The organism is Lentzea albidocapillata (assembly GCF_000719115.1).
GTDB lineage: Bacteria > Actinomycetota > Actinomycetes > Mycobacteriales > Pseudonocardiaceae > Lentzea > Lentzea albidocapillata.
Map to the genome: position 1 here is coordinate 77803 of NZ_JOEA01000030.1, position 22442 is coordinate 100244.

At 69.6% G+C, this 22442-nt stretch carries 18 protein-coding genes; 8 read left to right on the forward strand and 10 right to left on the reverse strand.

From position 1 onward, the window contains the following. Window positions 1-26 precede the first annotated feature (26 nt). Window positions 27-500 (reverse strand): DUF488 family protein, encoded by a 474-nt coding sequence (locus IG04_RS0138155; protein WP_084590042.1) that lies wholly within the window; start codon window positions 498-500, stop codon window positions 27-29. Next, on the reverse strand, window positions 497-898 hold the full coding sequence (locus tag IG04_RS0138160) for a RidA family protein (RefSeq protein WP_030481625.1): 402 nt from the start codon (window positions 896-898) through the stop codon (window positions 497-499). The genes IG04_RS0138155 and IG04_RS0138160 overlap by 4 nt, the downstream gene beginning before the upstream one ends. Window positions 899-987: 89 nt before the next feature. Between IG04_RS0138160 and IG04_RS0138165 the strand changes: the two genes are divergently transcribed. Further along, the gene (locus IG04_RS0138165; protein WP_030481626.1) at window positions 988-1953 is read left to right on the forward strand and encodes a helix-turn-helix transcriptional regulator; all 966 of its coding nucleotides are present in this window, start codon (window positions 988-990) and stop codon (window positions 1951-1953) included. A gap of 37 nt (window positions 1954-1990) precedes the next feature. Here the strand turns inward: IG04_RS0138165 and IG04_RS0138170 are convergent, their stop codons facing one another. The 3 genes from IG04_RS0138170 to IG04_RS46960 form a co-directional block, all read right to left on the reverse strand. After that, complete coding sequence (locus IG04_RS0138170) at window positions 1991-3274, reverse strand: ArsB/NhaD family transporter (protein ID WP_030481627.1); 1284 nt, start codon at window positions 3272-3274, stop codon at window positions 1991-1993. A 77-nt stretch (window positions 3275-3351) separates the two neighbouring features. Next, entirely contained in the window at window positions 3352-3858 is a 507-nt protein-coding gene (locus IG04_RS0138175) for a CBS domain-containing protein (RefSeq protein WP_211257891.1), read from the reverse strand. Window positions 3859-3899: 41 nt separating this feature from the next. After that, complete coding sequence (locus IG04_RS46960; protein ID WP_157513088.1) at window positions 3900-4064, reverse strand: hypothetical protein; 165 nt, start codon at window positions 4062-4064, stop codon at window positions 3900-3902. Window positions 4065-4236: 172 nt separating this feature from the next. Between IG04_RS46960 and IG04_RS0138185 the strand changes: the two genes are divergently transcribed. Continuing rightward, entirely contained in the window at window positions 4237-6111 is a 1875-nt protein-coding gene (locus IG04_RS0138185) for an acyltransferase family protein (RefSeq protein WP_030481629.1), read from the forward strand. An 18-nt stretch (window positions 6112-6129) separates the two neighbouring features. Here the strand turns inward: IG04_RS0138185 and IG04_RS0138190 are convergent, their stop codons facing one another. Then, window positions 6130-7926 carry an NAD(P)/FAD-dependent oxidoreductase gene (locus IG04_RS0138190; protein ID WP_030481630.1) on the reverse strand — a complete coding sequence of 599 codons (1797 nt, stop codon included), beginning with the start codon at window positions 7924-7926 and terminating at the stop codon, window positions 6130-6132. Window positions 7927-8023: 97 nt separating this feature from the next. Between IG04_RS0138190 and IG04_RS0138195 the strand changes: the two genes are divergently transcribed. Next, the gene (locus tag IG04_RS0138195) at window positions 8024-9193 is read left to right on the forward strand and encodes a sigma-54-dependent transcriptional regulator family protein (RefSeq protein WP_030481631.1); all 1170 of its coding nucleotides are present in this window, start codon (window positions 8024-8026) and stop codon (window positions 9191-9193) included. Here IG04_RS0138195 and IG04_RS0138200 read toward each other — a convergent pair. Then, on the reverse strand, window positions 9151-12513 hold the full coding sequence (locus tag IG04_RS0138200) for a P-loop domain-containing protein (protein ID WP_030481632.1): 3363 nt from the start codon (window positions 12511-12513) through the stop codon (window positions 9151-9153). The two genes, IG04_RS0138195 and IG04_RS0138200, sit on opposite strands and share 43 nt — an antisense overlap. Window positions 12514-12634: 121 nt before the next feature. Continuing rightward, window positions 12635-13450, reverse strand: coding sequence for a bis(hydroxyethyl) terephthalate hydrolase (gene bdeA / locus IG04_RS0138205; protein WP_030481633.1), 816 nt, complete (start codon window positions 13448-13450; stop codon window positions 12635-12637). A gap of 225 nt (window positions 13451-13675) precedes the next feature. On the opposite strand from bdeA, the gene IG04_RS0138210 reads away from it, so the two are divergent. From IG04_RS0138210 to IG04_RS0138225, 4 genes are all read left to right on the forward strand, one after another. Then, entirely contained in the window at window positions 13676-16045 is a 2370-nt protein-coding gene (locus IG04_RS0138210) for a helix-turn-helix transcriptional regulator (protein WP_051771629.1), read from the forward strand. Between the two features lie 13 nt (window positions 16046-16058). After that, a complete protein-coding gene (locus IG04_RS0138215) occupies window positions 16059-16472 on the forward strand; it encodes an acyl-CoA thioesterase (RefSeq protein ID WP_030481635.1) in 414 nt (137 codons plus the stop codon). Continuing rightward, entirely contained in the window at window positions 16469-17569 is a 1101-nt protein-coding gene (locus IG04_RS0138220) for a zinc-binding dehydrogenase (protein ID WP_030481636.1), read from the forward strand. The genes IG04_RS0138215 and IG04_RS0138220 overlap by 4 nt, the downstream gene beginning before the upstream one ends. Window positions 17570-17667: 98 nt before the next feature. After that, entirely contained in the window at window positions 17668-18861 is a 1194-nt protein-coding gene (locus IG04_RS0138225; protein WP_245815984.1) for a S1 family peptidase, read from the forward strand. Window positions 18862-18913: 52 nt separating this feature from the next. On the opposite strand, the gene IG04_RS0138230 is transcribed toward IG04_RS0138225, so the two are convergent. Both IG04_RS0138230 and IG04_RS0138235 read right to left on the reverse strand, forming a co-directional pair. Then, window positions 18914-20275: an alpha-amylase gene (locus tag IG04_RS0138230; RefSeq protein WP_030481638.1), complete on the reverse strand. Its 1362-nt coding sequence runs from the start codon at window positions 20273-20275 to the stop codon at window positions 18914-18916. A gap of 112 nt (window positions 20276-20387) precedes the next feature. Further along, entirely contained in the window at window positions 20388-20972 is a 585-nt protein-coding gene (locus IG04_RS0138235; RefSeq protein ID WP_030481639.1) for a class I SAM-dependent methyltransferase, read from the reverse strand. 306 nt (window positions 20973-21278) lie between these two features. Between IG04_RS0138235 and IG04_RS0138245 the strand changes: the two genes are divergently transcribed. Further along, the gene (locus tag IG04_RS0138245) at window positions 21279-22436 is read left to right on the forward strand and encodes a glycosyltransferase (protein ID WP_030481640.1); all 1158 of its coding nucleotides are present in this window, start codon (window positions 21279-21281) and stop codon (window positions 22434-22436) included. Window positions 22437-22442: the final 6 nt, after the last annotated feature.

The following is a 22442-nucleotide window of genomic DNA, read 5'->3' on the forward strand; positions in this document are numbered from 1 at the left end:
TGGAAGGTTGCCGGGGGAATTCGGGGTCAGACGGGTGCATCGTGGTGTCGCCCCCACGTTCTCGTACTGGTTGTACGGGGGCGTGGGGGCGGCGCCGCGAGGTGCCCTGCTGAGCAGAACAGTGCCGCGCCTCTCGGCAGCGCCGACCTGACGGGAGCCAGGTCGGCGCTGCCGAGGATCTCCGCCTCGTACCGGCGGACGTACTCCGCGGCCAGCACGCGACGGCTGCGCTTGCCCACGCCGAGGCGGTCATCCTCCGCGTACTGGACTTGGCGCAACTCGGTGGTCGGGGCGAGCTCGGGGTGGTGCTCGTAGGCGATCCCGGCACGGGCGAGCGCCGCCTGCAACCGCAGCGAGTTCGCCCAGGCGTACTCGGGCCCGCGGACACCGCGCCGTTGCCGCACGTCGAGCAGCAGCCGGATGTCCGCGCCCAGCAGCCGTCGCAGGAACGACTCCTCGCCGAAGCCGTACACGCCGATCGTCACCACCCGGAGCGTCACGCCACGGCCGTCCCTTCCAGCTCCACCAGCAGCTCCGGCAGCGCCAGCCTGCTCACGCCGAGCATCGTCGTGGGCGGCGCCACCCGCGCCTGGCCGAGCCGCGCCGCCAGCACTCCGTAGTGCTGGAACAGCAGGTCGACGTCGGTCGTGTGGACGTTGAGCCGCACGAGGTTCGCGAGCGACATCCCCGCCCCGGCCAGCACCGCCTCCAGGTTGTCGAGGCTCAGCGCCAGCTGCGCCCCCATGTCACCGGCGTGCTCGGGCTTGCCGTCCCCGTTCATCGACGTCTGGCCGGCGCAGTACAGCGTGCGGGTCTGCCCGGTGACCACCTCGCCCTGGTGGTAGCCCAGCTCCGCCGACCACGTCCACGGGTTGACCGGCGTTCGTTCGACAGCCACGACAGCTCCATTCGATCTCTTCGACAGTGCCGTCAGCCTCGCAAGCAATACACGACACCCTCTGTCACGTATTCCCGTACGGTTTTCGCATGCGTGCCGACCGGTTGGTCTCGCTGGTCCTGCTGCTGCGGCGGCACGGCCAGTTGTCGGCGGCCACCCTCGCCCGCGAACTCGAGGTGTCCACCCGGACGGTCCTGCGCGACATCGAGGCGTTGTCGGCGGCCGGCGTCCCGGTCTACGCCGAACGCGGCCGGCACGGCGGGTTCGCGCTGCTGCCTGGTTTCCAGACGGAGCTCACCGGCCTGAACCACGACGAGGCGCTCGCACTGCTGGTCGCCGGCTCACGACGAGGCGCGCAGGTGTTCGGCCTCGGATCGTCGCTCGCCTCGGCGATGCTCAAGGTGGTCGACGCGCTGCCCGAGAGCTATCGGCAGACGGCGGCCGGTGCGGCGGAACGGTTGCTCATCGATCCGGAGATCGACCTTCTCTCGCGGCGTGCCGTGGAGGAGGAGTTGCCCGACGCGGTGGTGGCGGAGGTCCGGCGCGCGGTGTTCGCGGGTCACCGGCTGCGGATTCACTACGAGGCCAAGGGGCAAGCCGCGGAGTGGCGCACGGTGGACCCGATCGGCCTGGTCACCGTGCGGGAACAGGGATATCTCCTGGCCAAGAAGGCGGGGGAGGACCGGACCTACCGGCTGTCGCGGATCCTGGCCGCCGAGGAGCTCGACGAACCCGCGCAGCGACCGGACCGCGTCGACCTGGACCGGGCCTGGCAGGAACGCAGCACGCGGTTCCGGACCGGTGGTGACCAGGTCGCCGTGGTGCTGAGGATGCATCCCGCACGACGGGAGGAACTGGTGGGCACCGCACTGGCCGTGCTCGCCGAGGAACTCGACGACGGCTGGCTGCGGATGGAGGTCACGTTCCAGGACTCGCGGCACGCGGAGTGGGCGTTGTGGCAGCTCTCCACGAGCGCCGAAGCCCTTGAACCGCAGTGGTTGCGTGCCGCGTTGAGGGATCGGGCCGCCGCGGTCGCCGCCCGGTACAGCCAATGAGCGCCGCGATGGCGTGGGCGTCGTCCGTGCTGCGCGGTCAGAAGTACCGCAACCACACGTAACCCCACGCCATCGCGGTGCTGACCAGCGTCACGACGATGCCGTAGCGGGTGAACTGCCAGAAGCTGATCCGGTGCCCGGCGCGGGCGGCGATGCCGAGCGCGACGACGTTGGCGCTGGCGGCGACCGCGGTGCCGTTGCCGCCGAAGTCCGCGCCCAGGGCGAACGCCCACCACAGCGACCGACCGGTCGCGGCGTCGGGGATCTCGGCGACCATGCCCTCGACCACCGGCGTCATCGTGGCGACGTACGGGATGTTGTCGAAGAACGCGCCGAGCACGCTGGAGCCGAACAGCAACGCGGTGGCGGCTGCGAAGTAGTTGTCGCCGAAGGCCGAGACCGCCCACGTGCCCACGGTCTCGATGACCCCGGTGTGGACGAGGCCCGCCACCATCACGAACAGGCCCATGAAGAACGTGAGCGTCGGCCACTCCACCTCGGCCAGCACGTCGTTCGCGTCGGCCCGAGTCACGAGCAGCATCACGCCCGCGCCGACGAGTGCCACGATCGCGGGATCGAGGTGCAGCACGGCGTGCAGGCTGAACCCGATCACCACTCCGGTGAACACGATCAGGCAGCGGCGCAGCATCGCCGGGTCGGTGATGGCGCGCCGTTCCTGCAGTGCCATCACGGCCTCGACGTGTTCGGCGTGGTACTGGAACGACCTGCGGAACAGGACTTTCGTGAGCAGCACGAACACCACGAACACGACCGTGACGACCGGGGCCATGTGCACGAGGAAGTCGGTGAAGCTCAGACCGGCCCGGCTGCCGATGATGATGTTCGGTGGATCACCGATCAACGTCGCCGCGCCCCCGATGTTGGACGCGAGCACCTCCGCGATCAGGTACGGCTGGGCGGCGATCCGCAGCCGGTTGCACACCACGATCGTGACCGGCGCGACGAGCATGATCGTGGTGACGTTGTCCAGGAACGGCGACGCGACGGCCGTGATGATCATCAGCATCACCATCAGCCGGTACGGGCGGCCGCGGGCCTTCTTGGCGGCCCAGATGGCGAGGTAGTCGAACACGCCGGTCCGCTTGACGATGCCGACGATGATCATCATGCCGAACAGCAGGAAGATGACGTTCCAGTCGATGCCCGCGTGTTCGGAGAAGAACACCTCGGAGCCGGGGACCAGGCCGAACACGGCCATCAGCCCGGCGGCGACGAGCACGACCTTGACCTTGTCCGCCTTCTCGGTGGCGATGAGGAAGTACGCGATCAGGAAGATCGTCAGGGCGAGTGCGGCGCTCACGGATCTCCCAACCCGATGGCTGTCACCGCCGGCGCGAGTTCAGCACGCCGGCGGTGACGGGGACAGATGGTCCGGGGTCAGTCCTCGGCGGTGTAGACCGCGAGCGAGGTGATGAGACGGTCGAGGGTGATGGCGCCGACGAGCACTCCGGCGTCGTCGACCACGGCGACGAGCGGGCTGTGCTGGCGGGCCATCAGCGCGGCGACCTCCAGCAGGGTCGCGTCGGCGCGAACGGTCGCGGGTTTGGCGCGGTGATGCGGCGCCACGTCACCTACTGTGCGGTCGCCCAGTTCCATCCAGAACAGGTCGGCGTGACCCTCGTCGACGACGCGGGCGAGCGCCGGATCGTCCTGGTAGGACTGCGGCACCGCGAGCCGCAGCACCTGGGTGCCGGGCAGCACCGTCCACGGGCGGGCGCGGTCGTCCACCACGATCAGTCCCGGCAGCCGGTTGACCGCCATCACCCGCACCGCCTTGGTGACCGGGTCGTCGACCGTCACGGTCGGAACGTTGATGGCGATGTCGCGTGCCTGCATGGGATCAGCCCGTTCGGTGCGTCCGGCCGGTTGAGCCACTGTGGACATGGTCGCCTCCCTTTCCGGCCTGGTGTGGTGAGGACGTGTGGTCAGCGTTGGTGACCCAGGCCGATCAGGCCCGCCACGATCAGTCCGGCGGCGACCAGAAGTGCGTGCGGCGCGGCGATTCCGGCGATCAGCAGCGCCAATGCGACCCCGAGCAGGACCCAGTTCAGCGGCCGTCGGGTGCGGGCAGGTCGGTCGGTGCGGACCACGGCGCCTCCCGGCAGCGGTCGGAGGTGGTGTGCCGCCCACGATTCCTGGTCGCCGTCGCTCTGACGATCCGTTCTGTCACTCAACTACCGGCCGTCAGGAGGGCTGGTCCCGGGTGAAGATGGGTGTTGCCACGGATATACAGGTGCGCGGCCGGGCGTCACCCTCGCAGGCGTGTCGGGAAGTGATCACAGTTCGCCATCACCAGAGCGGCCTTATCGTCCGGAACTGCAGGGCCTGCGGGCGGTGGCGGCACTGCTCGTGGTCGTCTACCACGTGTGGCTGGGCCGCGTGTCCGGTGGCGTCGACGTCTTCTTCCTGATCTCCGGGTTCCTGGTGACGGGCCAGCTCGTGCGGGCGACCGCGCGGGGACGGCTCGACCTGCGCGCGTTGTGGAGCAGGATGGCCAAGCGGCTGTTGCCCGCCGCGTTCGTCGTGCTCGGCGTGACGCTGGTGGCCGCGGCGGTGCTGCTGCCGGAGAACCGCTGGCCGCAGACGGTACGCGAGGTGATCGCCTCGGCGTTGTTCGTCGAGAACTGGCAGCTGGCCTCGGATTCCACCGACTACTACGCCCAGCACGACCAGGCGAGCGTCGTGCAGCACTTCTGGTCGTTGTCGATCCAGGGCCAGTTCTACCTCCTCTGGCCCCTGCTCGTCCTGGCGGTCACGCTGCTGCGCCGCTCGCTCTTCCGCGTGCTGCTCGGAGTTTTCGTTGTGTCACTGGGCTTCTCGGTGTGGCTCACCGCCGTCGACCAGCCGCTGGCCTACTTCCACACGGCGACGCGGATCTGGGAGTTCGCCTTCGGCGGCCTGCTCGCGCTGGTCGTGTCGCGTGTGGACCTCGCCGGTCCATTCAGGACGGTGCTCGGGTGGGTGGGCCTGCTGGGACTCCTGGTCTGCGGGATGGTGCTCGACGTGGGCGCCGGGTTCCCCGGCTACCTGGCGCTGTGGCCGACGACCTGCGCCGCCGCGGTGATCGTCGCCGGCGCGACCGGCAGCCGGTTCGGCGCGGACCGCCTGCTGGCCAGTGAGCCACTGCGTTACCTGGGAGACCTCAGCTACGCCCTCTACCTGTGGCATTGGCCCGTGCTGGTCGGCTGGCTCGTCCTGCGCGGCCGTGGCGAGGTCGGCCTGCTCGGCGGAGTGGCGGTCATCGGCGCGTCATTCGTGCTCGCGGCCGCCACGCATCTGCTGGTCGAGGAACCCGTGCGCAGGTCTCGGTGGAGAGCACGCACGCTCACCGCGGCGCTGCTCGTTCCGCTCCTGGCGGCAGCCGCGGTCCTGCAGCCCGTCGGACCGCGCGAGGTGGTGGCCGCGCACCTCCCGGCCACGGATTTCGCCGCGCTCGACGGCCAGCACTGCGAGAAACCGGTGCCAGTCGAGGAACTCGACGTCTGCTACGGCCCGGCCGAGGGCACACCGGCCAAGCGCGTCGTGCTCGTCGGCGACTCGCACGTCCAGCAGTACCTGGCCGCCTTCGCCCCGATAGCGCAACGCCGGAACTGGCAGCTGATCTCCATGCTCAAGGGCGCGTGCCCGTTCTCCACGAGGTCGGAGAAGAATACCGGCGACCAGAGCTGCGTGCGGTGGAACGACAGCGCGGCGAACGAGATCATCAAGCTGCGCCCCGACTTCGTCTTCACCCTCGCCACCCGCGACGTCCAGGTGGGACTGACCGAGGTGACGCCGCAGGGGTTCGTCGAACGCTGGCGCCAGCTCGACGCCGAGCAGATCCCGGTCGTCGCGGTGCGCGACAACCCCCGGTACGGCTTCTCGGTGCTCGACTGCGTGCAGGTGCACGGTCCGGTGCCCCGGTGCGGCGCGCCCCGTGCAGACCTGCTCGCACCCGTGCCGCCCTACGCCTACCTCGACGTGCCGGCCAACGTGTCGTTCCTCGACTTCAGTGACCACCTCTGCACCGAGGACCAGTGCCCGCCCGTCATCGGCGACCTGCTGGTCAACTTCGACGACAACCACGTGAGCGCCACCTACCTGCGTTCCTTGTCCGACGTGGTCGAGGAGGCGCTGGTCGGCGTGACCGACGCATGACTGTGAAGGTCGGCTTGCTCAGCTGAGGTGGTGTACCTCCTGCAGGCCGTAGACCGGCGTCGGCACCCCTTCGAACCGCGCCTTCAGCTGCAGTGCCAGGAAGAGCGAGTAGTAGCGCGACTGGTGCAGGTTGCCGCCCTGGAACCACAGCCCCGGCTGCCGGGTGGGCTTCCACATGTTGCGCTGCTCGCCCTCCCACGGGCCGGGGTCCTTGGTCGTGCCGGAACCGAGGCCCCAGCACTTGCCGACCCGGTCGGCCATCTCCTGCCCGGCGAGGTCGGCGACCCAGCCGTTCATGGAGCCGTAGCCGGTGGCGTAGACGACGAGGCCGGCCTCCAGTTCGGTGCCGTCGGAGAGCACGACGGCGTTCCTGGTCAGGCGGTCGACCTGGCCGCGGACGAGCTTGATCTTGCCGTCCGCCACGAGCTCGGAGGCGCCCACGTCGATGTAGTAACCGGAGCCACGCCGCAGGTACTTGAGGAACAGCCCGGAGTCGTCGTCGCCCCAGTCGAGGTCGAAGCCGGCCTTCTCCAGCCGCGCGTAGAAGTCCGCGTCCCGTTCCCTGATCCGCTGGTACACCGGGATCTGGAACTGCGGCAGGATCCGGTAGGGCAGTGAGGCGAAGATCGTGTCGGCGCGGTCGGTCGTCACGCCGGCGGCGACGGCCCGTTCCGAGTAGAGGTCGCCCAGGGCGATGTCCATCAACGAGTCCGAACGCACGATGTGCGTCGAGGAGCGCTGCACCATCGTGACGTCCGCGCCGTGCTCCCACAACGCCGCGCAGATGTCGTGCGCGGAGTTGTTCGAGCCGATCACGACGGCCTTGCGTCCCGCGTAGGCCTCCGGGCCGGGGTGCTTCGAGGAGTGGTGCTGGTCGCCCTCGAAGAGTTCCGCGCCGGGGAACGACGGCACGTTCGCCTTGCCGGACATGCCGGTCGCGAACACGAGCTGCTTCGGGTGCAGCGTCACGGTCTCGCCGTCCCTGTCGACCACGACCGTCCACTGTGCACCGTCGTAGGACGCCGACTTGACCTCCGAACGGGTCCAGTACGGCACCTCCATCACGCGCGTGTACATCTCCAGCCAGTCCGCGATCTTGTCCTTGGGCGCGAACACCGGCCAGTTGTCCGGGAACGGCAGGTAGGGCAGGTGGTCGTACCAGACGGGGTCGTGCAGGCAGAGGCTCTTGTACCGCTTGCGCCACGAGTCGCCTGGCCGGTCGTTGCGCTCCAGCACCAGTGCGGGCACGCCGAGCTGCCGCAGCCGTGCGCCGAGTGCGATGCCGCCCTGGCCGCCGCCGATGACCACGACGTAGGGCTGCTGCGCGTACCCGAGTTCGGCCTGCTCGCGCTCGCGTTCCTCGGCCCAGGAGAGGCGATCCTCGATCACACCGTGCCGCACGCCCTTGGACCGCGTTTCCTTCTTGTTCTCCTCGAAGCCCTTCAGCTCGTAGAGGCTCGTCAGGAACGTCCAGGCGCCCTCGTCGTTGAGCCGCAGGTGTCCGCGCGCCCGCCCGGCCGCCGTCTCGAACTCGAGCCACGCCTCCACGACCCCGTCCGCTTCCGTCGGCGTCTCGGTGGTGCGGAAGTTCTCCGGATCGGTGCCGTCGAGACACGCGCTGAGCAGGTCCGCGATGCCCTCACGGCCTTCGACGGTCTTGATGTTCCAGGTGAAGGCGACCAGGTCGCGCCAGTAGCTGTCGGTGGCGAACATCCCGGCGGCGGCGTCGACGTCCCGTGCCTTGAGCGCGCCCTCGAACTGCTCGAGCCAGGCGTCCACGCGAGCTTGTGCCGTGCGATCCATGGTCTGCGTCATCGCCACTCCTCGTCGCTCGTCGTGGTTGCATTCACCCCCTTCCCGCGCTTCGGTGAAACCGTTGCACCGGATTGCATCCCTGGTCCATGCTCGACCGGTGAGCGTGCCCAGGGCAGTGCCGCCCGGTCAGCACCTGCCCACGTATGCCCGCGAACTCGTGCGCATGCACGACGCGGTCATCGCCGGCAGTCACTCCGCCCTGCGCCCGCGCGCCCTCGTCTCCCGCTCCTGGAACCGCGTCCTCGACCTGGGCCTGCGAGCCGACGACGTCAACACCCGCGACTGGCTGGGCCCGTCCGAGATCGGCCGCCGCCAGGAGGCTTCGCCGTTGCGCGAGGTGGTGCCGGACCTGCGCGCTGTCGTCGGCTCCCTCGCCGACGCGTCGCAGTTGCTGCTGGTCGTCACCGACGACGAGGGTGTCATCCTGTGGCGCTCCGGCACCCCGGCCGTTCGCCGGCGTGCCGACTCGCTGGGCTTCTTCGAGGGCGCCGACTGGACCGAACGCCGCGTCGGCACCAACGCCATCGGCACCGCTCTCGCCGAGGCCGCCCCCGTCGAACTGCTCGCGGGTGAGCACTTCGAGCAGGGCCAGCACCCCTGGTACTGCACGGCGACACCCGTCCACGACCCGCGCACCGGTGCGTTGCTCGGGGTGATCGACGTGAGCGGGCCCGCGCTGACCCTGCATCCGGCGATCGGCGCGCTGGTCGAGACCGGCCGCATGCTGGCCGAGTCGCGGCTGTGGCGGTACCACCAGGAACGTCTCGAACGCCTGCGCGCCGCGGCCCTGCTGTCCGGGCCGTCGCTCATCGTGGACGACCACGGCTGGGTGGCGGCCGCGCACGGTGTGGCAGTGGGCTCGCGCATCGCCGTGCCGGTGGCCGGGCAGCCCGTCGCGGTGCCGGGCCTCGGGGCCTGCGTGCCGGAACGCCTCGCTGGAGGGTGGCTGATCCGTCCGTCCTCTGTGGACCGGACGGTCAGCCTTGAACTCGATCTGACGCGGACTCCGCAGGTCCGGCTCTCCGGCGGTGACGCGGACTGGCGCCGCACGGTCACGCGGCGCCACGCGGAGATCCTGGTGCTGCTGCACCGGGCCGGTCGGGAGGGGCTGTCCGCGGAGGCGTTGAGCAACGCGCTGTACGGGGACGCCGAGCACGTGGTGACGGTGCGGGCGGAGGTGTCGCGGTTGCGGCGGTTGCTGGGGGCCTTGGTGGAGACGCGGCCCTATCGGCTGTCCGGCGACGTGCGGATGAGCGTGCTCGAGTGATCCGGCTGGCTCCAACCTGCCCTTATACAGGCGACCATCGCTCGCAAGGCATCGGGGTCGACTCGGCCGAGTGCCCTCAAGGGCACGGACCAGCGTGCCGTCGTGACGGCCTCCGCGACGAACCTCTTCGCCATGGCGGTTTCCCCGGTGTCCGCTGCCACGATCGCGAGTTCGCCGAGCAGGTGGGCCTGGGTATCACCGTCGTGCAAGGAGCCGACGTGGCTCCGCGCGAGTGACCACTCACGTGTCTTGGCGACCGCGATCGTGATCGCGAACATCGCTTTGTCCCGACCTGACTGGCCTTCGAGGGTGTTGGCTATGCGCTGGGCGTCGGTGATCAGGCCGGCTGTCGCCATGGCCGCTGCCGAGTGCCCGAGCACGGATTCGCGGTCGGACTCGCCCATGTCCTCGGCCAGCTTCATCGCACGTTCGTAGTGGCCGGCCAACGCCGAGGCCTTGGCGATCTCGTACGTCGACCGGTCGAGGAAGTTCCATCCCCCTGTCAGCATGTTGCTGATCATCATCCTCGTGCGAGGTGAGTCGTCGGCGATCATGAGGGCGGAGGAGGCGTCAGACATCGGCCAGAGCTGGTCCATGAAATCGAGTCGTGAGATCTGTCTGAAGGCGCGCAGGGCGAGTTCGACGGCCAGTTTCACGTGGACGGGTGCGGCCGCGAGGGCGGCGCTCGCTGTCGCTGTCGCCTGTGTGACCGAGTCAGAAATCGAATTGATGACTGCTGTCGTTCTGCCGGCATCTCCTGCTGCGGCCAAGGCGCCCGCGAGCTTCTGAGAGAGCTTGTCGGAATCCGCCTTCGTCGTTTTCCGCCAGAGGGAGACGGCAGCGTCGGCAATACGGCAGAACCGCTCCTGCTCACTCACCGGGTCGACTGACGCGAGCATCACGGTGAGAAGCGCTACGTGCACAGTCACAGACGTTGTGGCGGCGAAGTCTTCTGCGTCGTCGTACCAGCCCAGCGAGCACAGGGCTGACACCGCGTCAGTCGCGACCTTCTCGCGGTAGGGCGCGCCACCTCGTCGGGAAATCGTCTCGGCGAGTTCGGCCAACACCTCGGCGTCCGCGGTTTCGCCCAGCTTGGCCGCGTGCAACGCGAGATCGCCCAACAGACTTTCGTACTTGTGAGAGCTGGTGAGGGTCGCGATCACGGCGTCAGCGCGCTCGCGCTCGCCCTGGGTGAGTGCGAGCTGAGCCACCTCGACCAGTGCCGCAGCGGCGTCCACTGATGGGCTGATCAGGCGAGCAGCGCGCTCACTGTTCTTCAGATCTCCGCGCGCCACAGTGCAGTCCACGAGCGCGAGCAGGAAACTGTCCCGCTCACCGGCATCCTCCACGTCTTCCGGCACCTCGAGATCCAGATCGGGCAATATGGATGAGCGATCCGGGAAGTCGGCCGCGGACCTGGTGATCGCAGCCGTTGCGGTGAGCTGGTCGTCGAAGTGGGTGAGGTGCGCTGCGAGAGCCTCCGCGTCGTCGAGCAATTTCGTGGCGCGCCCGGAATTGCCGCGAGCCAGTGCGCACGAGGACATCTCAGCGAGCAGTATGGCCCGCTCGAGCGGCTCGGAGGCGGCGGCCACCAAGCGGTCGGCTCTTCGGGAGTCACCGATCATCTCGGAGCACCTGGTGAGTTCGCTCGTCAGCAGGGTGAATTCACCCACGGTCTCCGGTTCGGCCTCGTCGAGCAACGTCTGCGCCCGGTCGTGCTGTCCGAGCCGGTCGCAGACACCGGCGAGGCCGATCAGGGCGCGAGCTCGACTGTCGTCGTCCTGGATCTTGCTCACCGACTTCTCGGCTTCCCTGAGCACGTCGCCGGCGCGCTGGTCGTCACCGGTGCCGACGACGGTCAGTGCGAGGTCGGTGAACGTCAGCGCTCGCCACAGTGGCACGGTGATGCTGTTGGCCGTGTTGTGCGCTCGGTCGAGATCTCCTGAGTCCGTGATGGCGGCGGTCAACAGCGACAACGCCTCTGATCGAGTGAGCGGGTTGACGAAGCCGTGAGCGAGTGCCTCGGCACGCCGTCTCTGTCCGAGCAGTTCCCAGACGGCGGGCAGCTCGACGGGAAGGCTTCCGTTGTGAGCGTCGAGGTCCCCGCGTGTCGCGGCGAGTCTCGTGATGGCAAGCAGGTTCGCGGAGTCGTGATCGGTCATCACCTGCTGGGTGGCGAGGATCTCCGCGTGTGCGGCCGCGTCACCACCGGTCCGCCGTAGCAGCCGTGCCTGACGTGCCCGATCTGTCGCCAGTTCGACCAGGCGCGCAGGATCTGGGAGCGAGCGCAGCATGGGCGGGTACTGGTGCAGGAGGTAGTCGGGAGTCGTCTCGGGCCACCCGTTGTCCTGGTATCCGTCGGCCCAGGCGTGCAGTCGGTCGCGGTATCCGGTGAGACGCGGCCCGAGCATCTCTGTCGCGATCACCCGCAGCTCTTCGTGCGCCAGGAGATAGGCGTTGTCGCGGCGGGCGAAGCTGCGTCCCGCGACAGAGCGCAGGCGGCCTTCGGTTTCGTACGGCGAGGTTTCGGTCAGCTCGGCCAGGTCTGCTGCGGTGAGGCCACCACCTGCCGCGCAGATCAGGCCGAGCAGGTCCTTTTCCAAGTCGTTGGAGTGCAGCAGGGCTTTGAGTTCGCGTTCCGCCTCCCGCCGCATCGCAACCGCGGCTGGGGACGGAACGAGCGCACGGATCTCCGCCGCACCCGATCGCAGTGGGTGGTCGTCCGGGGCGTCTGCGGGTGGGTTGGGACGGCCGGCCACGACGACCCGCATGCCGTCTGGGAGTCGCGCCGGCAGCAGGGACGCGATGCTGTGCCCGCCGGCGCCGTTGTCCTCGTCCAGGCCGTCGACCACGAGCACGAAGGACTCGTCGCGGGATCGGCAGCCGGCGGTCGCGGCGTCCAGCAAGCGCAGCACGTGAGCATGTTTGGTGGTCTCCGTGAGCAGATCCGGGATCTCGGCCCCCATCAGGGTGACGAGTTGCTCCAGGACGTTGTCGAGGAACGCCGTCTGGTCGTTCTGGCCGCTCAGCCGTCCGGTGATGAAGAACGAGACGACCCGGACGCCGGCGGGGGGATCCAGCACGAACGACGACAGAAGGGCGGTTTTGCCGGACCACGCCTCCGCTCGCCACCAGAGGTATCGGCCCGAGGTGGTCGGCGCGGTGCAGAACTCGGCGAGTTCGGCCAGTTCGTGCTCGCGTCCGATCAGGTCGGCGGGCGCGATCTGGACCACCTGATGCAGATAGGCGCTCCGCGTGACGGGGACGTCGATGCGGAACTTGCTGGTCGCTCGCACGGCGACGCCTGGCTCCTGCGCCACGCACGTCTCCTCGGTATCCGTTCGGACACCAATCATGCCCCAAGAGACGGCGTGGGCTGACTTCGTGGGTCGGGTCGCGGCGCCCCGCGCTCGGTCAGCGCCGCGACCCGTGTTCAGATGATCAGGAGTGCGGGCAGGTGTCCCGGTACTCCTCGATCAGCGTGCTGCGTCCCGGCGCCGGGCAGAGGAACTGCTCGTAGCGGGTGTCGTTGTCGATGAACCGCTTGAGCCACGAGATGCTGTACTTCGCGATCGTCGTGTTGGGCGAGTTCGGCGCGAAGTGCGAGGCATTGTTGAGTTCCAGGTACGCCTTGTCCAAAGTGGACGGCAGGCTCGTGTAGAACGGCTCGGAGTGGGACGAGACCGAGGCGACGGAGTCGTTCTCGGCGCCGACGACCAGGGTCGGGACGCGGACGGACGACCAGTTCTTCGTGGTGTGCCAGCCCGTCAGCGGGATCGCCGCCTGCAGCGACGGGCGCTGGCTGGCGGCACGCAGAGTTCCGCCGCCGCCCATCGAGTGACCCATGACGCCCAGGCGGGACGAGTCGATCCGGGTGCGGACCGAGCTCTGCTGGGTGAGGTAGTCGAGGGCCGCCAGCAGCTGCGAGGCCCGGCTGTCGGGCTGGTCGTAGCGCGAGTTCGTGTCGATCGTGAAGATCACGAAGCCCTGGGAGGCGAGGCGCGGGCCGAGCCACGAGATGGTCGACTGGGTGCCGGTGTAGCCGGGGGAGATGGCCACCGCGCCGAACGTGCCGGCGGAGGTGCTGGTCGGGTAGTAGATCGTGCCGCCGCCGAAGCCGCTCACCAGTGACGACACGGAGGTCTCCGAGACGGCGAACGAGCCGCGGCTGGCCTCGATGCTGGAGTTGGTGGGGGCCGGCCCGCGTTCGTACGGGTTGTCGGCGGCCTGGGCCACGGTGCCGCCGAGCAGCACCATGGAGAGCGCGATGGGGATCAGGGTGCGGAGTTGCACAGCGCTGTACACCTCATTCGGCAGGGAACAGGGGGAGGAACGACCTCGACCCTGCAACCACGGACTCCACGTGCGCATCGGTGCAACCACCGGTCTCGGTGAACAGCTTCGGTGGCAAAACTAACGGTGGTAGGTGAATTTGCCGCCTACCCCTTCCGGAGGAGCGGCCACCGCCGTAAGACTGGGCCGATGCTGCGTGGCCGAGAGCGGCAACGCGTCGCCGTGGACGCGTTGGTGGAGCGTGCGCGCGTTGGGTGCGGCGGAGTGCTTGTGCTGTGTGGTGAGGCTGGTTCGGGCAAGACTGCGCTGCTCAACGCGGTGGAGGACGACTACGACGCGTTGTTGTGCGTAGACGTCCCCGAGCTTGATGACGACCTCCTGCAGCTTGCGCGTGACGTAGGAGGCACGAGGGGCGCGCTGCTCATCGCCACCGAGGGTGAGCCACGTGGGCTGCCGAGCGTCACGCTCGATCCATTGGACGCCGTGACGAGCATTCGCGTGCTGCACGACCTCGTGCCCGGCCTGCCCTCCACCCTCGCCGCGGACCTCGTGGAGCTGGCCTGCGGGAACCCGCTGGCGCTGGTCGAGCTGGCCGGATCACTCTCGTCCGCGCAGCTCGGCGGCATCGCGCCGGCGCCGGAGGTACTGCCGGAGAACAGCTCGCTGCGGCTGAGGTGGCGAGCCCGGTTCGCCGCGTTGTCCCCCGAAGCGCAGCACGTCGTCGCGATGGTGGCGGTCGACGAGGAGGTCGACGCCGAGACGCTCGACCTGGCCGCGGTGACCGAGGCCAGGCCGCTGTTCGACTCGCGCAGGCTGGTCCGGTCCGCGCTGCAGGCGGACGTGCCGTTGCCGCTGAGGCGCCGCGCCCACGCCGTACTCGCGGAGACCCTGCCGCCTGGTGCCCGCCGCGCGTGGCACCAGGCGGTCACGACGCAGGATGCCGGGCTCGCGGACGTCCTCACCACCTACGCCGAACACGCGCGACGGTGTGGCGACTTCGCGACGGCCGCCCGGGACCACGACCGCGCCGCCCGCCTCACGACCGATCCCGAACAGAAGGCGCACCACCTGCTCAAGGCCGCCGCCGACCACTGGGCGCGCGGCGCGCCGCACCGGTCGCGGGCCGTCCTGCGCACCGCGACGAAGATGACCTGCACGCCGGAGCTCAGGGCGTTGATGGACCTGGTCGTCGGTGGCATCGACCTCGGCGAGAGCCTGCCCGACGTCGCGGCGGACCGGCTCATCCGCGCGGCGAAAGCCCTGGTCGGCACCCGGCGGGAGCTCGCGGTGGCCGCGCTGGGGTTCGCGGGCGAGGCGGCCAGCATCGCCGGGGACCACCGCCGCTACACCGCCGTCGCCGAGTTCGCGAAGGAGATCCGCCGGGGCGACGAGCCACCGGCCACCCGGCTCACGCTCGACCACCTCACCGGGATGCTGGCGACGTTCGACGGCAGGCATGACGAGGCGCTGCCCGCGTTGCGCACGGTCGTGGACCTCGCCGACCAGGTCCCCGGGCCGCAGGCGCGGATCTGGGCAAGCCAGGCCGCCTACGTGCTCGGGGACGCCACGAGGTCGCACGAGATGGCGACCAGCGCGGTCACGGCGGCGCGGGAGAGCGGGTTCACCGCGCTGGTCCCGTGGGCGCTGGTGTACCGGGCGTTGTCGGCGTTGCTGCTGGACCAGCACGCGGCGGCGCTGACCGCGGCGACCGAGGGCGTGCACGCGGCGACGGCGATCGGGCAGCACAACGCCGTGGTCGACCACCTGACGATCCTCGCGCTGCTGGCGGCACTGAGAGGCGACGCGGACACGGCGCTGCACCGCATCGACACCGCTACCGAGCAGATCACCCAGCGCGGCCTCACCCGGCCCGGCACGTTCGGCGCCTGGGCGTTCGCGTGCGTCGACCTGGCGCGCGACCGGCCCGCCGACGCGCTGGACCGGCTCCGGCTGCAGCCAGGACACGCCGGTATCAAGGTGATGGCCGCGCCGCACGTGGTCGAGGCGGCCGTGGCCTGCGGCAGACCGTCCACAGCGGACAGAGCGTTGCTTCCGTTCGAGAAGTGGGCGGGCACAACGGGAAGCTCGGCCCGCCTCGCGCTCTCCCACCGCTGCCGCGGCCTGCTGGAGAGCGGCACCGCCGACGAGCACTTCGAGGAGGCGATCCGGTTGCACCGCGCCAGCGGCACGGCTCTCGAACTCGCCAAGACCGAGCTGCTGTACGGGAACCGGCTGCGCCGCGGACGCAGACCCAAGGCAGCGCGCGAACACCTGCGCGACGCCGTGCGCATCTTCCAGTCCTACCAGGCTGATCACTGGATCGAGCGGGCCCGCGCCGAACTGCGCGCGGCCGGCGACTCCACGAGCGAGCCCAGGGACCACCCCGGCCTGACGCCGCAGCAGGCGCAGATCGCCAGGCTGGTCGCCGAGGGCGCCACGAACCGCGAGGTCGCCGCGCGGTTGTTCCTGAGCCACCGCACCGTCGAGCACCACCTGCGCAACATCTTCGCGCGGCTCGGTGTGCGGTCGAGGGTCGAGCTCACCAGGAGACTCGACTGACGATGGAGGTTGTGTGCGCGAGCAGTACCGGCACTGGCAGCGGATCCCGACCCGGTGGGCGGACAACGACGTCTACGGCCACGTGAACAACGTCGTCCACTACGCGTTCATGGACACGGTGATCAACACGTGGCTGATCGGCGCCGGGCTGGACATCCAGGCCGGGCAGCAGATCGGGCTGTGCGTGGAGTCCCACTGCAACTACCGCGCCTCGGTGTCGTTCCCGGAGGCGCTCGACGCCGGGCTGCGGGTGGGGCACCTCGGCCGGTCGAGCGTGCGCTACGAGGTCGGGTTCTTCTTCGAGGGACGCGAGGACGTCGTGGCGGAGGGCCACTTCGTGCACGTGTTCGTGGACCGCGAGACCCGCAAACCGGTGGAGATCCCCGCACACCTGCGCTCGGCGATGGAAGGTCTGGTGGTGGCGTGAAGACGCGAGGTGCGGTGCTGACCGGAGTCGGCGGGCCGCTCGAGATCGTGGACCTCGAACTCGACCCGCCCGGTCCCGGTGAACTGCTGGTGCGCGTGCACGCCACCGGCCTGTGCCACTCCGACCTGTCCGTGATCGACGGCTCGCGCATCCGGCCGTTGCCCATGGTGCTCGGCCACGAGGCGGCGGGTGAGGTCGTGGAGGCCGGCCCGAACGCCGAGTTCGGGGCAGGCGACCACGTCGTGCTGTCGTTCGTGCCCGCGTGCGGTGCCTGCCGCCGGTGCGCGTCGGGCCGCCAGGCGTTGTGCGAGCCCGGTGCCGCGGCGAACCGCGACGGCACGCTGCTCAGCGGTCAGCGCCGCTGGACCCTCCCGGACGGTACGCGTCCGCACCACCACCTCGGTGTGTCCGGGTTCGCCGAGTACACGGTGATCTCCGACCGGTCGGCCACCCGAGTTCCGGAGGACCTGCCGTTCGACGTCGCCGCGCTGTTCGGCTGCGCCGTGCTGACCGGTGCGGGCGCCGCGTTCTACAGCGCCGAGGTGAAGCCGGGGGAGAAGGTCGCGGTGTTCGGTCTCGGCGGTGTCGGCCTGGCGGCGGTGCTCGCGGCCGTGACGGCGGGCGCGACGCAGGTCGTGGCGGTGGACGTGGTCGAACACAAGCGCAAGCTGGCCCTCACGCTCGGCGCGACGCACGAGGCCGCGGGAGGCCCGGACGTCGTCGCGCATGTCCGGGATCTGACCGGTGGCGGCGCGGACAAGGTCATCGACACGACCGGTGTGGCGGCGGTGCTCGAACAGGCCTACGCCGCAACGGCCGTCGGTGGCACCACCGTCACCGTCGGCCTGCCGCACCCCGACCGCACCGTGTCGCTGCCCGCGCTGAACCTGGTCGCCGAGGAACGCACGCTCAAGGGCAGCTACCTCGGCTCGTGCGTGCCCCGCCGTGACGTGCCGCGGTTCGTGGACCTCTACCGCGCGGGACGGCTGCCCGTCGACGGCCTGCTGTCCGGGCGGCTGGGCCTCCACGAGATCAACGACGGGTTCGCGAAGCTCGCCTCCGGAGAGGCCGTCCGACAGGTCGTCGTCATGCGGTGATGCCCGATTCAGTCCGTCCGGGCACGAATCGGGCAGGACAGTTCCGGTGTCAGCTGTTGACCACCGAGGGCTGTCTGCGCCACGGTGGGAGCGCTCTCATGTTCGTCGCTCTCCGCAACGGGGCGGGTAGCGATCCCTGCACGGACAAGGAGAAGAGCATGCGCTTCACCATGCCAAGAATCGTGCCCGCGCTGGCACTCGTGCTGGTCGGATCCACTTTCACCGTGCCTGCCCAGGCGTCGGAGAAGGAGATGTCACCCGGCCTGCTCACCGCGATGAGCTCGGCGTTCGGGCTGACCGAGGCCCAGGCGCGGCTGCGTCTGGAGAAGGAACAACGCGCGTCGGTCATCGCGCCGCGCGCCGAAAGCGAGGCCGGTGCCGCACTCGCCGGCAGCTGGTTCGACGAGGCGAAGAACCGCCTGGTCGTGGCCGTGACGGACCGGACGGCCGCACGAAAGGTCGAGGCCACCGGTGCCGAAGCCGTGGTCGTCGGTCGTTCGGCCGGGTCGATGACGGCGCAGAAGAACCGCCTCGACGCCCTGTCCGCGTCCGGTTCGGTGCCGTCCGCCGTCGCGAGCTGGCACCCCGACCCGCGCACCGGAACCGTGGTGGTGAACGTCGAGGCGGGCAAGCAGACCGCTGAGGTGGCCTCGTTCCTGGACAAGGCACGTCAGCTCGGCTCCATCACCGTGCGCACCGATGGTGTGCAGCAGCCGCAGCCGTTCGCGGCCGGCACGGTCGGCGGCGACCCGTACTACACCGGCAACGTCCGCTGCTCCATCGGTTTCTCGGTGCACGGCGGCTACGTCACGGCGGGCCACTGTGGCGGGAACGGCGCGGCCGTCTACGGCTGGGACCGCTCCTACCAGGGCAACTTCGCCGGTTCCTCGTTCCCCGGCAACGACTACGCGTGGGTGCGCATCGGCGGCGGCTGGTGGACCGTGCCCGTCGTGCTCGGCTGGGGCCGCGTTCCCGACGCGCTGGTGCGCGGTTCGTGGGAGGCGCCGGTCGGCACCTCGGTCTGCCGCTCGGGTTCGACGACCCAGTGGCACTGCGGCGTGATCCAGAGCCGCAACGAGACGATCCGCTACGCGCAGGGCGACGTGCACCAGATGGCGGGCACGAGCGTCTGCGCCCAGGGTGGCGACTCCGGTGGTTCGTTCATCACCGGTGACCAGGCCCAGGGCGTCACGTCCGGCGGCTACGGCAACTGCACCAGCGGCGGTCGCACGTGGTTCCAGCCGATCAACGAGATCCTCAACGTCTACGGCTTGAGGCTGCACACCGCCTGATGAGAACTCCCGGCTGTCCACCGCGTGAAGCGGTGGACAGCCGGTGACTCTTTCAGCGTGCGTTGACGTGCAGTGCCAGGGCGGTCCCGGCGCCGAGCGTCGTCGTGAACCGGCCGGAGGAGTCGACGGTCACGCGGACGCAGCCGTTCTCCTGGACGTTGCAGTAGCTCCCGGCGGGCAGCGCGGTCTGGAACGTGCGGGTCACCGCGAAGGTCTCGCGGTTGATCGCGACGAAGCCCTTGCTGCCGCGGCCGAACGCGATCAGGTCGAACCCGTTGTCCTGCCAGTTGTTCACGTCCGTGCCCGCGACGGTGTTGCGGAACGCCACCATGTTCGCGATCTGCGTCCAGGCGTGCTGGCACTTCCAGCCGCTGTAACAGACGGAGTTGCCGGGCGGACCGGCGTCCTTGTCGCTGAACTCGTAACCCGAATACACCTGTGGCGCACCGTAGTTCCACGCCAGCATGAAGACGTTCGCCAGCGTGTAGGTCGAGCCGTCCTTGTACGTCAAGGTGGAGTTGTTGCGCTCGGTGTCCCAGTTGTCGACGAACGGCCGTGCCTGACCGCTGGGCAAGAAGCCCCACGGCTGCCCGAACGTCTTCAGGTAGGCCAGGTTCTCGTTCTGGAAGATCCGCTTGAGGTCGTAGGCGTAGCGGAACTCGTCCACGTCACCCGACCCCGTGTACTCGCCGGGCTGCACGGCCTCGCCCGCGCCGTAGATCACCTCGTGCACCCAGAACACGTTGGGGTTGCTCAGCTTGCCCTTGATCGCGGCGAGGTCACCGGCGGCCATGTGCTTGGCCGCGTCAATGCGGAACCCGTCGACGCCCATCGAGATCAACCGGTTCAGGTACGCGGCGATCGCCCCGCGCACGTAGTCGCTGCCGGTGTCCAGATCGGACAGACTCACGAGCTCGCAGTTCTGGACGTTGTAGCGGTCCTGGTAGTTGTTGATCGGCGAGCGGCACGGGTGGAAGTCCCAGTCGCTGTAGACACCGGGGTAGTTGTACTTGGAATAGCCGGTGCCGCCGGTACCCGTGCCCGATCCGGCGCTCATGTGGTTGATCACCGCGTCGGCGATGACCTTCACACCCGCGTTGTGGCAGGTGCCGACCATGTTCCGGAAGGCGTTCTCGTCGCCGAGACGCCCGGCGATCCGGTAGCTGACGGGCTGGTAGCTGGTCCACCACTGCGGACCCTGGACGTGCTCGGTCGCGGGCGAGACCTCGACGTAGCCGTAGCCCTTGGGGCCGAGAACGTTCGTGCATTCCGCCGCCACGCGGGCGAACGGCCATTGGAACAGGGTGACGGTGATGTCCTTGGCGCCCGGTGGCGCCGCAAGACTTTGCACCGGTGTGGACAGTCCGACGATCAGCAGCACCGCTAGCAGGGTGCGCGAAGCCGAGGAAACCACGTTGTCTCCTTGCTGCAGGGGTTCACTGAAGGTCGTAGCATCCGCAGGCACACCCGGCAAAGCGTTGCAAGAACTTTCTGGAGTAATTCGGCCTAGTGCGCAGCTTGCTGCCCTACCGCCGGCTCACGAGGAGGTAGCGCTCGTCGTCGATCGAACGGCCCCACAGGTCCTCGCTCGTCAACGGGGTGACGACGGCTTCCGCGCGCACGCCGAGCACCAGTTCGCGGGTCTGCGCGGAGGTCAGTCCGGCGCCGGTCGACCACCGGCCCTCCACCAGCAGGAGAACGCCGTCCGGCGCCAGCAACGACACCCACTCCTCCAGCGCCGCGGCCGGATCCGGCAACGCCCACAGCACGTGCCGCGCCAGCACGACGTCGAAGGACGCCTTCGGGTGCGGCGGGTGAGCCGCGTCGCCGGTGCCGAACTCGACGGCCACGCCCGCCGCCGACGCCTTGGCCCGTGCGGCCCTCACCATCTCCTCGGACAGGTCCAGGCCGTGCACGTCGTGGCCGGCTTCGGCGAGCAGCACGGACAGGCTGCCGGTGCCGCATCCGAGGTCCACGACGCAGGACGCCTCGGGTACGAGCGGCAGGAGGAGCCGAGCCCAGGCGTCACGCACCCGTGGATCGCGCAACCCGTGGTCTGGCTCGTCGTCGAACGTCGCTGCGTGCTGGTCCCAGAACTCACGTGTCGTCACAGTTCAGTTTTGCCTAAGGGACCATCAAGCCTTGCCCAAATGAGATGCGGACCTCGTCGTACGGTCCCTAACCTCGACCCATGAGGCTTGTGCTCTGGCTCACACTCGCGGGCGTGTTCGCGCTCAGCGGTGACCACGCGCTCGCGGCCGTCCTGGTGATGCTCCTCGTCGGCTGCGCTACGGACCGCGTGCGCTGAACTGTTCAGCTCCGGCTGCACGGTTGGATTCATGCTGGCCGGTGAGATCCATGCCGTCCAGCCGGCGCGAACACTGGACAGGCCGGGCGAAGAAGGCTAGATCTGCCCGGTGCGAGTCGTGGTTGTCTCCGGGGGCGATCCCGGTCATGTGGTGCCGGCCATCGCGTTGTGCCTGCGGTTCACGGAGGCCGGCGACACCCCGGTCCTGCTGACCGGTGAACGCTGGGTCGAACCCGCGATCGCCGAGGGGATCGCGGCCTCGCGAGTGCCCGGCCTGTCGCTGGACGACCTGAAGGACGTGCCGGATCTCGGGCGGGCGCTGCACGACCAGGCCGCGACGCTGGCGTTGGCCCTCGCCCCTCAACTCGCCGCGCTGGAACCGGATCTGGTGGTGTGCGACGTTCTCGCGCTGGGCGCGAGCATGGCCGCCGAACTGGCCGGCGTGCCGTGGGTGCAGCTGTCGCCGCATCCGCTCTACGAACCGTCGAAGTGGCTGCCGCCGATGGGCAGCGGGCTGGCGGCCGGAACCGGCGTGCGCGGAAAGCTGCGCGACTCGGTGCTGCGGGCGCTGACGGCCAGGTCGCTGAGGCAGGGCGAACGCCAGCGTGCCGTTGTGCGGCAGCGGATCGGGCTCGACGCCCAGGGAACGGGACCGGCGGCGCGGTTGATCGCGACGTTGCCCGCGCTGGAGGTGCCGCGGCCGGACTGGCCGCGGGACGCGCACGTCGTGGGGCCGCTGCTGTGGGAGGCGAGCAAGGAGACGCTGACCCCGCCACCGGGTGACGCTCCGCTGGTGATGATCGCCCCCTCGACGGCGTGGACCGGGACGCGGGGCATGGCGGAGATGACGCTGGAAGCGTTGCGGGACAAGGGTGTACGGGCCGTGGTGTCGACGTTCGCGCCCGCGCCGGCCGATCTGCCGTCGTGGGCGCGGTCCGGGCCGGGTGATCAGGACGCGCTGCTGCGCCAGGCCGCGGTGCTGGTGTGCGGTGGCGGGCACGGGATGCTGGTCAAGGCGTTGCGGGCCGCCGTTCCCGTCGTGGTGGTGCCCGGTGGCGGTGACCAGTGGGAGATGGCGTGCCGGATCGCGCGGCAGGGGAGCGGGCTCGTTGTGCGTCCGTCCACTGTGGAGGGTCTGGGGGACGCCGTGACGCGGGTCCTGGGCGATCCGGGCTTCGCCGCCGCGGCGGCCCGGGCGGCGGCGACGATCGACGATGTTCGAGATCCTGTGGAGGTATGTCGGACTGCGTTGAGTCTTGCGCGTTGAGAGCGC